This is a genomic window from Stenotrophomonas sp. SY1, assembly GCF_021202945.1.
Lineage (GTDB): Bacteria > Pseudomonadota > Gammaproteobacteria > Xanthomonadales > Xanthomonadaceae > Stenotrophomonas.
The window spans coordinates 2,178,854-2,192,614 of sequence record NZ_JAJOYR010000001.1 but is presented as its reverse complement, the minus strand read 5'-3'; the positions used below and the strand labels follow the sequence as shown (position 1 = coordinate 2,192,614).

Below are 13,761 nucleotides of genomic sequence, written 5' to 3'. Positions count from 1 at the left end.
CTCAACCCTGCCTGATCAAACCGCAGTAGATGCCTTCAATGGCGAAGTCGGCATCGGCCGCCACCACGATCGGCGCATGCGCCGGATTACGCGGCAACAGACGAATGCCCGATGCGCTGCGCTCCAGCCGCTTGATGGTGATTTCATCCTCCACACGCGCCACCACGATCTGGCCATTGCGCGCCACGCTGCTGCGATGCACCCCCACCAGATCGCCATCCAGGATGCCGTCGTCGATCATCGAGTCGCCCTGCACCTGCAGCAGGTAATCCGGGCGCAACGCAAACAGTCCGCGATCCAGCCGCAGCTGGCGCTCCAGGCCAATGTCCGGCCCGATCGGCAAACCCGCCGCCACCCGGCCCAGCACCGGCAGGCTCAGCAACGCATCCGGCTCGACGCCAGGAATGGCGATGCCCCGCTTCTGCCCGCTACGCAGCTCGATCAGCCCGGCCTCGGCCAGCGCCTGCACATGCTTCTGGGCTGCATTGCGCGAGGCAAAGCCAAAGCACGCGGCGATTTCGGCCAGGCTGGGCGGCGCACCCTGGCCCACCCGCTCACGCAGGAAGGCCAGCACCGCAGCTCGTTGTGGGGACAATTCGGACATGGTGTACATATGTACACCAATCTCAAGCGCCTGCCAAGAACTGATTGCACAAGCCCCCCGGGTTTACTCGGACCAACGAAAACGGCCCGCCGTTCAGCAGCGGGCCGTTCGTTGCAAACCGCGCGGCTTAAGCGGAGCGGACCAGCGCCCCCGTCACCCGGCGCACCACGGGCAGCACCAGCAACAGGACCGGGAAAGCGATCAGCCATGAGATGCCCCACGCTCCCAGCCATTTACCGAGGAAGCCCGGGGTAGCCCCGAGGCTGTTGAAGGTACTGATCAGCGACACGATGCATGTCATCAGGATGGACAGCAGCAACGGCATCACCACCGCCGCAGAACGCGCAGGCAGCTTGGGAATGCCAAAAAACAGATGGGTTTGCTTTGAAGCGTTCAAATGCGATCTCCTTGGATCCGGTCAAGCAAAGGCGCCTGTCGCCGATGAAGGCGACCAGCCCCGGCAGTGCCGGAGTTGATGGGCGCGTTGGTTGACGTGAACGCTTACGGCCAACCGCACAAGCTGCGGTGACGGTGCCGATCATAGGAAACAGGCGGCGCGCCGGCAACAGCGCCCGCCCTTCCCTGTCGCGCGATGACCGCGGCCGCTCGGCATTGAATCACCACGCAACAGGTTCGAATGCCCCTGCTGAACGCTCATCACGTGACAGCCATTTCACCCCGACCTTCCGAGCAGGTTGTCTGCATGACTCTTTCAGCCCAAGGCTGGCAACAGCCAGCGAGCGCAGGCGCCGCAAGTCTCACACTTTCCGTTCAAGTACGACGCGGACAAAAGGCATCCAATTCCCGCCAATCAGCTGCATCCATTCACCCGTCAACCTCAGGCCGTCATCGCTGAAATGTCCGGCGAAACGCTGGACCTCGCCACTGATTGTGTACTCAAGCCCGTCGATCCTGGATACGAAGTCATTCGTGCTGCCATCGGGATCGTAGCTTCGGCTGAAGAATCCGCCGGATGCGGCATTGATCCCGATTACCTCAACCGACTGGACGCGCTCGGACCCCATCGCGGCGTCGACCTCATGCATCAGAAAGTGCCCATTGGGCATCCATGTGTAGATATCAGACGCTTGGGATACGGCTCCCGCACTGCCATCGGGCTCCAGCGCGGTGATGGTCGTCTGCCATGCGCCCGCGAGGACATCCAGGCGACGATGATGCTCGGAGTGAAAGGTGTTCTGATCCATGAAAATCTCCTTGTTGAACTACTTCGACGAACCAGAGCGAAGAATTTCGACATCCCGGAGCATTTTTCTTTCATCACTATCAACCGGGCACCGCTACCGGCCTGTTTGGTACTTTGAGGCTGCTTCGCCACGTTTCCTGAGCGCATGAATATTAAACGTCAACCAGTTGGCATGGCAGCAAGCGACACGAAGCGGGTATTCAGCGAATCCCCGCCTCAGGATCCATGCACGTACATCCGGCTCCCGTTGACTGACGATCTTGCGAATTGATTGATCCACGTGCGTGCAGATCAACACTCCGGCAAGCCTAAAGAGGCCGCATGGCGACCAAGCGAGCGGTAGAACTACTGATATGGCTAGCGGAAAACTACGGATGCCCCGGAAGGGCCTACCGTCAAGAATGAAAGCACCCCCAATGTCCCGAGAGCGTTGGAGCACGTTATGGCAAACAGCAAAGCTGCCCCGAACAAGAAGCCCAATATCCTCGTCATTTTTGGCGACGATATCGGTATCCCGCAGATCAGCGCCTACACCCGAGGACTGATGGGCTACCAGACACCCAACATCGATCGTATTGCCAAGGAGGGAGCGTTGTTCACCGACTCCTATGGGCAGCAGAGCTGCACAGCAGGGCGTGCATCCTTCATTCTGGGGCAGGAGCCGTTCCGTACCGGATTGCTGACCATCGGCATGCCCGGCGATCCGCACGGCATCGCCGATTGGATGCCAACGATTGCCGATGTGCTCAAGGGCGCGGGGTATGCCACCGGCCAGTTCGGCAAGAATCATCTGGGCGATCAGGACCAGCACCTGCCGACCAATCATGGTTTCGATGAGTTCTTCGGCAACCTCTACCACCTCAATGCCGAGGAAGAACCCGAAGGCTACTTCTATCCCAAGGATCCCGCGTTCAAGAAGAAGTACGGCCCGCGCGGCGTAATCCACTCCAAGGCCGGCGGCAAGATCGAAGACACGGGGCCGCTGAACAAGGCGCGGATGCCGACCGTGGATGAAGAGTTCCTCGAAGCCGCACAGGGCTTCATCGGCAACAGCGTCAAGGAAGACAAACCGTTTTTCGTCTGGTTCAACACCACCCGAATGCATGTGTTCACCCACCTCAAGCCCGAGTCCGACGGTGTCACTGGCAAGGGTCTGCACGCTGACGGCATGGTGGAACATGATGGTCACGTCGGGCAGTTGCTTGATCAACTGGACGAACTGGGAATCGCCGACAACACCATCGTGCTATACACCACCGACAACGGCGCCGAGATAGCGTTGTGGCCGGACGGTGCGATGACGCCGTTCCGCGGCGAGAAAGGCACCACTTGGGAAGGTGGCATGCGTATTCCCATGATGGTTCGTTGGCCTGGCGTCATCGAACCAGGTACCGCGTACACCGACATCATTTCGCTGATCGACTGGTTCCCGACCTTGTGTGGAGCGGCAGGTGTGGATGACGTCGTCGGCCAGATGAAGAAGGGCTACAAGGCGGGCGGGAAGACCTTCAAGGTGCACCTGGACGGCTATGATTTTGGGCCCTATTTCAAGGGCAAAGCCGAGCAGGGTCCGCGACAGGCGCTTTACTACTTCGACCAGGGCGGCAATCTCAATGCGGTTCGCTATGCAGACTGGAAGGTGAGTTTTGCCGTGGCCAGCCACGGCAACATCGCCACGGCAAAACGCGAAGTGACTTCGTGGGCGACGATCACCAACCTGCGGATGGACCCCTACGAGCGCGGCATCGAGGAGGGGGGCGGCGCGATGCAATTCGTCGGCCAGCAGATGTGGCTGCTGGTACCCATCCAGGCGCAGATCAAGGCCTTCTTCCAGGACTTCGGTGATTACCCGTACCAGGTCGGTAGCTCGTTGAATCCCAGTGGGATCAACTATGGTCTGCTGCAGCAACAGGACGCGATGAAGCGACTGAAAGAGCTGGAGACAATGCGGACCAATTGATGCCAAGGAGGAGGGCCAGCTTCGACGAGGCGGCCCTCCCTTTAAGCCGCTGCTGCCTCTTCGCGGCATGGCATAAGTCTGGCGCTTCAAACGTCCGCACCTGGCCGACTCTGGCTGTGGGGCGTCCCACGCACCGCGCTGTGCCGTTGACTGGTCGCGGCGTGGTGTGTGTTAATCCCTCCTGATCGACAGCCCACAGGGCGTCCAGAAGAGGTTTTCATGTTGGAGCTTGTAACCATCCGATAACCGCACTCCGACCGTTTTTGGTTGGGCGGTTATCAATATGCGAATCCGTAGGTGGGCACGACGTGTCCGCCGGTTTTTGCCTATTCCGGATGATTCCAACTAATGAACATCTCCAGATCGGAGCAGCGGGCACTTCATGTGCTCGCCAAGGGCGGGGCTATTGTCCACAGTCGAAATGAGTCAGGTCGCATCGCAGCGGTCGAATGCCGCACGGTCGATGGCTATGTACTCGCAGACTGCACGCTCGATGTCTTCAAGAAGCTCAAGTCCAAGCGCCTCATAAGCTCAATGTCCGGCAAGCCCTATCGCATCAACGCGGCGGGGCTTAAAGCGGTTCGACCGCAGCTCGACAACCGTTAGCCATCATCTCCGGCCATATGTCGGCGTGATGATGCGCGATCAGCGCAGGCGCCGCGGCCACTTTCGGAAACCATTTCCATGACATCAAATAATGCCGCTGGCACCCAGCCGCAGGTCGTACTGAATCCTGACGTAATCATTCGGACAGAGGTGGCAACGGATGCCGATGCCATCGGTCTCTTGACACAACTGGCCTTCGCGCCCCTGGTGCATTCGAGCGGCACGGAGCAGTTCATTGTCGCCGCACTGCGGCGTGCAGACCGTCTGTCGATCTCGCTCGTCGCAACCTCTGGCCTTGAGCTGATCGGCCATGTCGCGATATCCCCCGTCAGCCTCTCGACGAAGGAGTCGGGCTGGCACGGCTTGGGCCCCTTGTCGGTGCACCCGCGCTGGCAGAAGCAGGGTGTCGGGGCCGCACTGGTTCACGCTGCGCTCGCCCGAATGCGGGAGTTGCAAAGCAGAGGCTGCGTCGTACTTGGGGATCCCGCCTACTACGCGCGCTTCGGTTTCAAGACGTGGCCGGGTTTTTCCTTGCCTGATGTGCCCGCAGAATACTTCCAGGCGCTACCGTTTGGGTTCGATGTCCCGCGCGCCGAGGTGTCGTATCACGCTGCATTCTTGGCATCGGAGTAGTCGAGAGCCAACCCGGTGCGGGCCGCAGGCGCGGCCCGCACCGACCTAGGCGGAAATGAGATGACGCCTGCTTCTGGCCGGTTGCGGACGTTGCGTGAGAACTTGAACATAGCCAGAGTGCTCTGTTTGCATCCAAGCCATTTGCCATCTAACGGCGGCACCCCGTTCGTTTGGCGGTGCCGTCCAACTCGATGGCTGTATGTAAATCATCGATAAGGAAGGCCCCACAAGAAGCGTGCCCCGAACCATTGAACTATCGACTGCACGTCAGGGCTTGCCATGCACCTTCCCTGACTGCCTGGGCCATATCACATCTGCGATGTCGTAGCCTTGGCTCTCTGCATAACGCAGCCAATCCTGTGCCACCTCGCGATTCAAGTTGCTATCGCGACTGAGCAGCCACAGGTATTTCCGATCTGGCCCGCCGACCAAGGCGGTTGCGTAGTCGTCATCAAGCCTGATGATCCAATAGTCACCTTTCGTGAAAGGTATCCACTGCAAGCCCTGAGGCAAGAAGCTCACTTCGAGCTTCGCGTTGCTTCCGTCAACTGCTGTTGCCCTTCCCTCTGACTGCTCGGGCTCCCCTTTGTCATTCAGACAGGAGTTGAGCACTCGAACTGATCCATCATTGTTCAGTGAATACTCCGCAACGACGTCGCTTGCGTGCGCGTCCTCATGCCGCATCGGCTTTCGCGCAATTTCAAACCAGCGTCCGAGGTAGCGCTCAAGATCAACATTGGGGACTGTAACGATGTCTTCAGTCATGACGAGCCCTGGTCAGGATGAGAGGACCATGTAACAGGCATCCCTGCTAAGACGTGGTGAACCCTGCGTCAGAAGCCCAGTACATCCACCCTTCGCTCTCTTGATCAGGTTGGCTCGTTAACCCCCTGCACAGAATTCAATGGGGGAAAGGGCTCTGTTCGCATCGTGCGCTTCAAGGACGATCAGTAAAACCAGATAAAGCATCATCCGTCTGGGACATTGACCGATTTCCTGGGCCTGCTTTACCGACAGATCAACGGCCATGTGGTGTCCTGGCGCTCAACGAACTCACACTTGAGGATCGTTCCCTGCAACTCAGGCAGGCCTGGACAGGCGCCAAGGTCAGCATTGCAGTGATTGGCAAGCGGCCCCAGGTGCTTGTCGGAATTCGGACAATGAAGCGCTTGCGCCGCTACGCAGCCACGCTGGCCGTGTTTGATGCCGGCGGAGACGATCAGGCTGGCTGCGCGGTCACGACGCTTCGCAGAAGCTTTCCGCTTGGCCGGCGTGGCCGGGGCCAACGCCGCGATCTGCGCGCCAAGCCGGCCACCGGAAAGCCCGAATCGGCCGGTGACAAGGCAACCCCGACCAAGTGGAATCGACGACCGCCCCCATCACTGCGGAGCAGGACACTCAAATTCCGGGCAAAGAAAAAGGCACCTAAGTGCCTGTTTTCTCTGGTGCCGAAGGTGGGACTCGAACCCACACGCTTTTAAGGGCGGCGGATTTTGAATCCGCTGCGTCTACCGATTCCGCCACTTCGGCTGGCAGGAGCGGGAGTATAACGAAGCTTCCTGCGATTGGGCAGGTCCCTTTGCAATTTTTTTCCGAAATGTCCGTTTCGCTGACTGGCTATACTCGGCGGACTTCAGATTGGGGCAAGCGGTAATGACCTCGCTTCAGGGAATGCGGGTTCTTGTGGTCGAGAACGACGAATTGAACGCCATGCTGCTGCAGATGCAGTTGGAAGGCGAAGGCATGCGCGTGGAAGGCATCGCTCCTACGGTGGCCGAGGCGCTGGAGATGATCCAGGCCCATGAGCCGCAGCTGGTGTTTCTGGACTACTGGCTGGCTCGCAACGAGAACAGCACTTCGGTGGCCGCATTGCTGCAGCACCGCGGCATCCCCTTCCTGGTTGCCACGGGCATGGACACCTCACAACTCCCCGAGGTATTCAACGCCGGCATCAAGCTGGCAAAGCCCTACACCAGCAAAGATCTGATCCATGCCTTGAAGCAGGCGCTGGCGGTGGCCTGAGCCACCCCCGAGCTTCGCAGGCCGGGACGAAATCCCAGCGCTACGTGACGCGCAGCCAGGCTGCGCGGAGAACTTCCCGACAAGGCGTCGCCGAGCATGGTTCGGCGCTACCCGTGCCGTCGATCAACCCTTGCGAGCGCGGGCGAAGGCATCTGCCAAAGCATTGTTGGCCGGCGGCGCGGACGTTGCCGGCTTCGCATTGCCGCCGCTTCGCTGCCCAGCGCGGTTACCACCATCACGACGCGGGCCATTGCCCTGCCCCGCCTGGCGCTCCTCGCGTTCGTGCTTCTTCGGTGCCGGCGCGCTGTCGTCCAGACGCCGGGTCAGCGCGATGCGCTTGCGTGGCACATCCACCTCCAGCACCTTGACCTTGACGATGTCGCCGGCCTTGACCACGTCACGCGGGTCTTTGACGAAGGTGTCCGACAAGGCGGAGATGTGGATCAACCCGTCCTGATGTACACCGATATCAACAAAGGCACCAAACGCGGCCACGTTGCTGACCACACCTTCCAGGATCATGCCTTCGCGCAGGTCCTTGATGTCCTCCACGCCGTCGGCGAAACGCACCGCCTTGAAGTCAGGGCGCGGATCGCGGCCAGGCTTTTCCATTTCCTTGAGGATGTCGCGCACGGTCGGCACGCCGAACTTGTCGTCGGTGAACTGCTCGGCCTTCAAGCCGCGCAGGTAGCTGCCGTCGCCCAGCAGTGTCTTGATCGGCCGATCGGCCGCCGCGACGATGCGCTCCACCACCGGATAGGCTTCCGGGTGCACCGCCGAAGCATCCAGCGGCTCGTCACCATCGGCAATGCGCAGGAAGCCGGCGCATTGCTCGAACGTCTTGTCACCCAGCCGCGCCACTTTCAACAAATCCTTGCGACGCTTGAACGGGCCGTTCTCGTCACGGTGACGCACGATGTTCTCGGCCACCGTCGACGACAGGCCTGACACACGTGTCAGCAAGGCCGCCGATGCGGTGTTGACGAACACGCCCACCGCGTTCACGCAGTCCTCCACGCGCGCATCCAGCGCCTTGGCCAGGCGGTACTGATCCACGTCGTGCTGGTACTGGCCAACGCCGATCGCCTTGGGATCGATCTTGACCAGTTCGGCCAGCGGGTCCTGCAAGCGACGGGCGATGGAAACCGCGCCACGCAGCGAGACATCCAGCCCCGGAAACTCCTTGGCTGCGAATTCGGACGCCGAGTACACCGACGCGCCGGCTTCGCTGACCACGATCTTCTGCAGCTTCGGGTTGTTGCACAGCTTGATGGCCTCACCGGCCAGCTTGTCGGTTTCGCGGCTGGCGGTGCCGTTGCCGATCGCGATCAGTTCGACGTTGTGCTTGCTACACAGCTGCTTGATCGTCTGCAACGACTGATCCCACTGCCGGCGCGGCTCGTGCGGGTAGATGGTCTCGGTCGCGACCAGCTTGCCGGTGGCATCGACCACGGCGATCTTGCAGCCGGTGCGGATGCCCGGGTCCAGGCCCAGCACGCTCTTGGGGCCGGCCGGCGCGGCCAGCAGCAGGTCCTTGAGGTTGTCGCCGAACACGGCAATCGCTTCGGCCTCGGCCTTCTCGCGCGCCTGGTTGAACAGATCCAGCAGCAGGTGCATGTGCAGCTTGGCGCGCCAGGCCAGGCGACAGGCGTCCAGCAACCAGCGGTCGGCCGGGCGCCCCTTGTCGGCGATACCGGCCTTGCGCGCCACGCGACCTTCGCCGTACTGATGACCAGCCTCGGCATCGCTGCCCGGGTCCAGTTCGAGGAACAGGATTTCCTCGCGGCGCGCGCGGAACAGCGCCAGCAGCCGGTGCGAGGGAATCTTTGCCAGCGACTCGGAGTGGTCAAAGTAGTCGCGGTACTTGGTGCCTTCGTTTTCCTTGCCTTCGGCCACGCGCGCACGAATCACGCCGACCTCGCCCAGCCACTGACGCAGCTCACCCACCAGCGCGGCGTCCTCGCCCCAGCGCTCCATCAGGATCGCGCGCGCGCCTTCCAGCGCGGCCTTGTTGTCGGCCACGCCCTTGTCGGCATCGACAAAGTCGGCAGCGAACGCCTGCGGGTCCAGCGTCGGGTCGCCCAGCAGGCCATCGGCCAGCGGCTCGAGCCCGGCTTCACGGGCGATCTGTGCCTTGGTGCGGCGCTTGGGCTTGTACGGCAGGTACAGATCTTCGAGCCGGCTCTTGGTATCGGCACCAAGAATGTCATTGCGCAGCTCGTCACTGAGCTTGCCCTGCTCGGCAATGCTGGCCAGCACCGCTGCGCGACGATCTTCCAGTTCACGCAGATAGGTCAGGCGGACTTCAAGGTTGCGCAACTGGGTGTCGTCCAGGCCACCGGTCACTTCCTTGCGGTAGCGGGCGATGAACGGGACGCTGGCACCTTCGTCCAGCAGTGCGATGGCGGCCTTGGCCTGTGCGGGCTGTGCGCCGATTTCGACGGCGATGGTCTGCGCGATCTGCTGCGCGAGCTGGGTATCTTGCATGCCGGGTGCGGTAGCCACGATGACGGGAATCCGCATTCTGGCAATGCAACGCGCCTGGCGGAAGCCGTTGACAGCACGCGCCGGACCTGTCGCCCGGCGCGCGTTCCGTGTTCAGGCCAGATGGTGGCTCAACCGCTGAGTGGCGATGTCATCACGCAGGTCCTGCAGCACCATCACCCGCATCCGGGCCCTGCCACCAATTTCCATCATCCGCTCTACATAGAATTCCGGACCATGTTCCGTGTCCGCGCGGGTCTTGCTGAAACCGTAGGGCACCACGCCCTTGTCACCGTCCTTGCTTCCACCGATATAAAGAACAATTGCCATGGTGGTACGTACTCCTGTTGTTGCTGTAACGACGCCACCATACGCAGGTGGGTGTTACCAGGATGTACATAAAAGGTTTGCGGGCCATGACCGCAGCATTTCGAAATAGCGACATCGCATGAATGCCGGTTCAGTTCCACCACGGCCACCAGCCGCGTCCATGCATCGCGTAGTGATCGGCAGCACGTTCCAATGGGTTGCGTGCACTCACACCGCCGCACAACAGATACAGCGGCAGGAACAACGGCCCCAGCAACATGTACTGGAACACATGCGCGCGCTCGTGATCGCCCAGACGCACGCGCGGATGCTGGCAACGGCCTGCGCGGTGTTCATAGGTCAGACACATACCCTCAAGATCATCACCGCTGTGCAGGATCACCATGCCCAGCGTGATCGCACCACTCGGCCCCCATGGCCAGCGACGAAACACCAGCGCGTACTCGCGCCTGCTCCAGTACATGCGCGCACCGCCCGTCATTCCAACCAGGCCGATGAGCAGGCCGATCAAGGTATTGGGCGAGGTCCACAGCGCACCCAGCAGCTGCGCAATACGCAGGTTCACCGGCGTGCGCGGCGTAGCAGCCGGCGGCGGCGCTCTTTCAGCCACGGCCAGCGACGAGGTTCACTTGCTGCTTTCGCGCAGGCTGCGCAGTTGCCGCAGGAACCACGGCCCTGCGTCCTGCTCGGCCGCGCCCGGACACGCCACGCGATAGGCCTTGCCGCTGATGCTGCTGCGGCTGGCGGCACGGTCGATGAACTGTTCGGCGGTATCAGCCAGGTCGCGCTTGAGCAGATAGTCGTACTTGCGTTGCAGGTGGCTGCGCGCCTGCGCCGCATCGTGCCAGCTGCCATTGCGCTGGAAGCGGCAACCGGAAGTTTCCAATGCCTGCATCAAGCCGGTGATCTCGCGCTGCGCGGTCGGGCTGGGCGCAGCGACGGCGCTGGCTGCTGCCGTAGCCAATGCGACGGCGGCGAGAAACTTGAAACAACGATTCATATGCGCTTGCTCAACCATTCGTGGATCGCGCCGGGCACTTCCCGCTGCGCGCGTCCGGAAACATAAATACCGATATGCCCACCACGGAAACTCAGCTCGGTGTAATCCGTTGAACCCAACTGCCCCGCCATCGCCCGCGACGCCGCAGGCGGCACCAGGTGGTCCTGCTCGGCATAGATGTTCAACACCGGCATGGTCAGTTGCTTCAGGTCCACCGCTTCATCGCCGATGACGATGCTGCCGCGCATCAGGCCATTGTCCTGGTAGAACTGCCTGACGAACTGACGGAAGGTTTCTCCGGCCAGGTCGGGCGAATCGAAGATCCACTTTTCCATGCGCAGGAAATCTTCCAGCGCCTGTTTGTCGTCCAGGATGTCCATCAGCCCCACGTACTTCTGCACGTTGAGGCGGAACGGCTTGAGCATCAGGTAGCTGGCGTTCATCAGGTCGGCCGGGATGTTGCCCAGCGTGTCGACGAACAGGTCCACGTCCACGTGCCGCGCCCAATGCGACAGCATGTTGTCCGGGGTCTGGAAATCCACCGGCGTGACCATGGCGATCAGGTTGCGCACCTTGTCAGGGCGCAATGCCGCGTAGCACAGCGAGAACACGCCGCCCTGACAGATGCCCAGCAGGTTGACCGGCACGCCGTCGTGCTGCGCACGGAGGTGGTCCACCGCGCCGTCGATGTAACGCAGCAGGTAGTCTTCCAGCGTCAGGTAGCGTTCGGAGCGGTCCGGGTAGCCCCAGTCCAGCACGTAGACGTCCTGGCCCAATGCCAGCAGCTTCTGCACCAGCGAGCGGCCGTCCTGCAGGTCCACCATGTACGGCCGGTTGACCAGCGCGTAGACGATCAGCAGCGGCGGTTGGCCCGCGCTGGGTTGATCACTGACAAAGCGGTACAGCTTGACCTTGCCGTCGCTCCAGACTTCCTCGCGCGCGGTGACGCCGTAATCCACGTCCTCGACGCCGGGCAGCAGCTTCAGGCCGTCCAGCAGCTTGCGCTGCCACTGCAGGGTTTCCTGCAGCAGATCGTCACCACCGAATCCAAGCGGGCCCTTCATGCCTTGCCTCCGCGGCGGGTGGTGTTCTTCTTCCCGGCCACTTTCTTCGCGGCAGCCTTCTTCGCCACGGGCTTCCTTGCCGCGACTTTCTTGGCCGCGCCCTTGGCTGCAGGCTTACCAGGCTTGGATGCGGGCGTCGACCTCGGCTTCGTACCCTTGGCTGATCCTGTCTTCGGCGTTGTGGCACTGGCTGCGCTCGCGCGCTTGGCCGGCGCAGCAGACTTCGGCGCCTGCGCAGCCGCCGCGCTGGAAGTAGCCGCGATCAAACGCCGCACCTGCCGTTCCAGTTCGGCGATGCGCTTGTGCGCGGAATCCATCTCGGTGCGGGTCGGCATGCCCATCGTTTCGCAGGCACGCTCAAGCTCATGCTGGGAGGCTGCACGCAGACGCATCTGTGCGTTGGCCAGGTCGGCATAGATACGCTGGAACTCGTCCGACAGCGCGACCTTGGCGTAGGCCTCCTCGGCCGCGTCGATCCACAGGTCGAACATCGCCCGCGCACTGGTCAGCTGCGCACCGGGCACTTCGTGCTCGGCCAGCTTGGCCTCGAAACGCTTGAATGCGTCGTCCAGGACATTGCGGATGGTTTCGACGTAGACGTCGGCACGGCCCTGGTATTCACGCTGCATCTTCAGCAGTGCCTGCCAGCGCGCCTGGTGCTCACGGGCCGGGCCGAACGCCGGCGCCTGCAGCCATTCGTCACCGCCAAACCCGGCCTGCATGGTGCGGGCGAAATCGCGCATCCACGGCTGGTCGTTGAGCGCAGTGCCGCCACGGGCCGCCCCCAGCATCCAACGCAGCATGCCTTCACCCTGCCCCTGCACCGCCTCGCGCCAGGCGCCTGCCACTTCCGCCGCACTGGTATCGCGCCCGGCAAAGCGGGCAGCCACCTGCTGCATCAGGCTGAACCAGTCGCTGGCCTGGTGCTGGAAGCGCGCACCGAGGTCCTGCACTTCGGCAGGCGCATCGGTGGTGACCAAGCGGGTCCACTTCTCGATGCTCTCGCGCCAGGGGAAATCGCCGGCCGCACCTTCGCCCTGCCCCTGCATACCTTGGGCCAAAGCCTCCCAGTAGCGGCGCATGCCTGCTTCAAAACCTTCGTTGCCGTTGTTGCCTGACCCACTCATTGCACAGTTCCCCGGTTGCGTGGCGATGATAGCAATGCAGCCTGGAGCCAGGCTCAGGGCTTGGGAATACGCAGGGTCTTGCTGATCATCAGCGAGCCGGACAGCGCATACAGCAGTACCAACGGATGCAGCTGCCACGGCCCCAGCTGCCAGCTGCCGCCCCACAGGGCCGGGCCGATGGCGTTGAAGTGCGCGGCCACCGCCAGCAGGATCACCAGCGCCAGGCTGGTCGGGATCGGTGTGCCTTCGAAGTACGGCACCTTGTCCGAATCACCGGACAGCGCTTCGGCAGTCACGTTGTAGCGCGCCAGGCGGCTGACGCCGCAGCAGACGAAATAACTCAGCACCAGCCAGTCCCAGCCGCCCTGCATGCCGCATGCATAGGCCAACGCGGCCGGGGCAACCCCGAAGGAAATGATGTCGGCCAGCGAATCCAGCTCGCGCCCGAGCGTGGACGAGGACTGGCGCCAGCGCGCCACCCGGCCATCGAGCGCATCGAAGATGAAGGCCAACGGGATCAGCGCCATGCCGAACATCAGGAAGCCGCGCTGGCCGTCCTGCAGAAAGCGCATCGCCGCGAACACGGCACCGGTGCCGCAGAACGCGTTGCCCAGTGTGAACCAATCAGCAAGCTGGAACTCGCGAAGCATCGAGAAGTGACGTTTCATTTAAATGCCGGGATTGGGGAATGAAAAGTGGGTGATTGCAGGGTGTCAGCTTACGGGCT

The 13,761-nt window shown here is 62.1% G+C and carries 16 protein-coding genes and 1 tRNA gene; 5 read left to right on the top strand and 12 right to left on the bottom strand.

Annotated elements, in window-relative coordinates; translation table 11 throughout:
- Window position 1: 1 nt before the first annotated feature.
- The 3 genes from lexA to LR961_RS09300 form a co-directional block, all read right to left on the bottom strand.
- Window positions 2-604 carry a transcriptional repressor LexA gene (gene lexA / locus LR961_RS09310; protein ID WP_232148532.1) on the bottom strand — a complete coding sequence of 201 codons (603 nt, stop codon included), beginning with the start codon at window positions 602-604 and terminating at the stop codon, window positions 2-4.
- Window positions 605-731: 127 nt separating this feature from the next.
- On the bottom strand, window positions 732-1,001 hold the full coding sequence (locus LR961_RS09305) for a DUF2798 domain-containing protein (protein WP_232148529.1): 270 nt from the start codon (window positions 999-1,001) through the stop codon (window positions 732-734).
- A gap of 361 nt (window positions 1,002-1,362) precedes the next feature.
- Window positions 1,363-1,809 (bottom strand): hypothetical protein, encoded by a 447-nt coding sequence (locus tag LR961_RS09300; protein WP_232148528.1) that lies wholly within the window; start codon window positions 1,807-1,809, stop codon window positions 1,363-1,365.
- A 441-nt stretch (window positions 1,810-2,250) separates the two neighbouring features.
- On the opposite strand from LR961_RS09300, the gene LR961_RS09295 reads away from it, so the two are divergent.
- The 3 genes from LR961_RS09295 (at window position 2,251) to LR961_RS09285 (ending at window position 5,007) form a co-directional block, all read left to right on the top strand.
- Entirely contained in the window at window positions 2,251-3,768 is a 1,518-nt protein-coding gene (locus LR961_RS09295; RefSeq protein ID WP_232148527.1) for an arylsulfatase, read from the top strand.
- Between the two features lie 348 nt (window positions 3,769-4,116).
- On the top strand, window positions 4,117-4,374 hold the full coding sequence (locus LR961_RS09290) for a YjhX family toxin (RefSeq protein ID WP_232148526.1): 258 nt from the start codon (window positions 4,117-4,119) through the stop codon (window positions 4,372-4,374).
- A gap of 78 nt (window positions 4,375-4,452) precedes the next feature.
- Window positions 4,453-5,007 (top strand): N-acetyltransferase, encoded by a 555-nt coding sequence (locus LR961_RS09285; protein ID WP_232148524.1) that lies wholly within the window; start codon window positions 4,453-4,455, stop codon window positions 5,005-5,007.
- A 267-nt stretch (window positions 5,008-5,274) separates the two neighbouring features.
- Here the strand turns inward: LR961_RS09285 and LR961_RS09280 are convergent, their stop codons facing one another.
- Window positions 5,275-5,772 (bottom strand): lipocalin family protein, encoded by a 498-nt coding sequence (locus LR961_RS09280; protein ID WP_232148523.1) that lies wholly within the window; start codon window positions 5,770-5,772, stop codon window positions 5,275-5,277.
- A 395-nt stretch (window positions 5,773-6,167) separates the two neighbouring features.
- Here LR961_RS09280 and LR961_RS09275 point away from each other — a divergent pair, with 395 nt between their 5' ends.
- Window positions 6,168-6,488, top strand: coding sequence for a hypothetical protein (locus tag LR961_RS09275; RefSeq protein WP_232148520.1), 321 nt, complete (start codon window positions 6,168-6,170; stop codon window positions 6,486-6,488).
- Here the strand turns inward: LR961_RS09275 and LR961_RS09270 are convergent.
- Window positions 6,451-6,537: transfer RNA gene (locus LR961_RS09270), tRNA-Leu, on the bottom strand. The genes LR961_RS09275 and LR961_RS09270 overlap by 38 nt on opposite strands.
- 123 nt (window positions 6,538-6,660) lie before the next feature.
- Between LR961_RS09270 and LR961_RS09265 the strand changes: the two genes are divergently transcribed.
- Window positions 6,661-7,029, top strand: a complete 369-nt coding sequence (locus LR961_RS09265) for a response regulator (protein WP_232148518.1) — start codon at window positions 6,661-6,663, stop codon at window positions 7,027-7,029.
- A 123-nt stretch (window positions 7,030-7,152) separates the two neighbouring features.
- Here LR961_RS09265 and LR961_RS09260 read toward each other — a convergent pair whose 3' ends face one another.
- From LR961_RS09260 to LR961_RS09230, 7 genes are all read right to left on the bottom strand, one after another.
- Window positions 7,153-9,516, bottom strand: a complete 2,364-nt coding sequence (locus tag LR961_RS09260) for a Tex family protein (protein ID WP_232148517.1) — start codon at window positions 9,514-9,516, stop codon at window positions 7,153-7,155.
- Between the two features lie 111 nt (window positions 9,517-9,627).
- Complete coding sequence (locus LR961_RS09255; protein ID WP_232148516.1) at window positions 9,628-9,843, bottom strand: hypothetical protein; 216 nt, start codon at window positions 9,841-9,843, stop codon at window positions 9,628-9,630.
- A gap of 130 nt (window positions 9,844-9,973) precedes the next feature.
- Window positions 9,974-10,408: a hypothetical protein gene (locus LR961_RS09250; protein ID WP_232148515.1), complete on the bottom strand. Its 435-nt coding sequence runs from the start codon at window positions 10,406-10,408 to the stop codon at window positions 9,974-9,976.
- A gap of 60 nt (window positions 10,409-10,468) precedes the next feature.
- Complete coding sequence (locus LR961_RS09245; RefSeq protein WP_232148514.1) at window positions 10,469-10,843, bottom strand: DUF5329 domain-containing protein; 375 nt, start codon at window positions 10,841-10,843, stop codon at window positions 10,469-10,471.
- On the bottom strand, window positions 10,840-11,907 hold the full coding sequence (locus LR961_RS09240; protein ID WP_232148513.1) for a class III poly(R)-hydroxyalkanoic acid synthase subunit PhaC: 1,068 nt from the start codon (window positions 11,905-11,907) through the stop codon (window positions 10,840-10,842). The genes LR961_RS09245 and LR961_RS09240 overlap by 4 nt, the downstream gene beginning before the upstream one ends.
- Window positions 11,904-13,034, bottom strand: coding sequence for a class III poly(R)-hydroxyalkanoic acid synthase subunit PhaE (phaE, locus tag LR961_RS09235; protein ID WP_232148505.1), 1,131 nt, complete (start codon window positions 13,032-13,034; stop codon window positions 11,904-11,906). The genes LR961_RS09240 and phaE overlap by 4 nt, the downstream gene beginning before the upstream one ends.
- A 53-nt stretch (window positions 13,035-13,087) precedes the next feature.
- Window positions 13,088-13,702: a CDP-alcohol phosphatidyltransferase family protein gene (locus LR961_RS09230; RefSeq protein ID WP_232148503.1), complete on the bottom strand. Its 615-nt coding sequence runs from the start codon at window positions 13,700-13,702 to the stop codon at window positions 13,088-13,090.
- Between the last annotated feature and the right edge of the window lie 59 nt (window positions 13,703-13,761).

Bases quoted from the DNA above. Each gene is read 5' to 3' on its own strand.
- LR961_RS09230 (WP_232148503.1), bottom strand. From the start codon at position 13,702: ATGAAACGTCACTTCTCGATGCTTCGCGAGTTCCAGCTTGCTGATTGG.
- LR961_RS09290 (WP_232148526.1), top strand. From the start codon at position 4,117: ATGAACATCTCCAGATCGGAGCAGCGGGCACTTCATGTGCTCGCCAAG.
- LR961_RS09295 (WP_232148527.1), top strand. From the start codon at position 2,251: ATGGCAAACAGCAAAGCTGCCCCGAACAAGAAGCCCAATATCCTCGTC.
- LR961_RS09300 (WP_232148528.1), bottom strand. From the start codon at position 1,809: ATGGATCAGAACACCTTTCACTCCGAGCATCATCGTCGCCTGGATGTC.
- LR961_RS09240 (WP_232148513.1), bottom strand. From the start codon at position 11,907: ATGAAGGGCCCGCTTGGATTCGGTGGTGACGATCTGCTGCAGGAAACC.
- lexA (WP_232148532.1), bottom strand. From the start codon at position 604: ATGTCCGAATTGTCCCCACAACGAGCTGCGGTGCTGGCCTTCCTGCGT.
- LR961_RS09280 (WP_232148523.1), bottom strand. From the start codon at position 5,772: ATGACTGAAGACATCGTTACAGTCCCCAATGTTGATCTTGAGCGCTAC.
- LR961_RS09255 (WP_232148516.1), bottom strand. From the start codon at position 9,843: ATGGCAATTGTTCTTTATATCGGTGGAAGCAAGGACGGTGACAAGGGC.
- LR961_RS09275 (WP_232148520.1), top strand. From the start codon at position 6,168: ATGAAGCGCTTGCGCCGCTACGCAGCCACGCTGGCCGTGTTTGATGCC.
- phaE (WP_232148505.1), bottom strand. From the start codon at position 13,034: ATGAGTGGGTCAGGCAACAACGGCAACGAAGGTTTTGAAGCAGGCATG.
- LR961_RS09245 (WP_232148514.1), bottom strand. From the start codon at position 10,843: ATGAATCGTTGTTTCAAGTTTCTCGCCGCCGTCGCATTGGCTACGGCA.
- LR961_RS09265 (WP_232148518.1), top strand. From the start codon at position 6,661: ATGACCTCGCTTCAGGGAATGCGGGTTCTTGTGGTCGAGAACGACGAA.
- LR961_RS09285 (WP_232148524.1), top strand. From the start codon at position 4,453: ATGACATCAAATAATGCCGCTGGCACCCAGCCGCAGGTCGTACTGAAT.
- LR961_RS09260 (WP_232148517.1), bottom strand. From the start codon at position 9,516: ATGCAAGATACCCAGCTCGCGCAGCAGATCGCGCAGACCATCGCCGTC.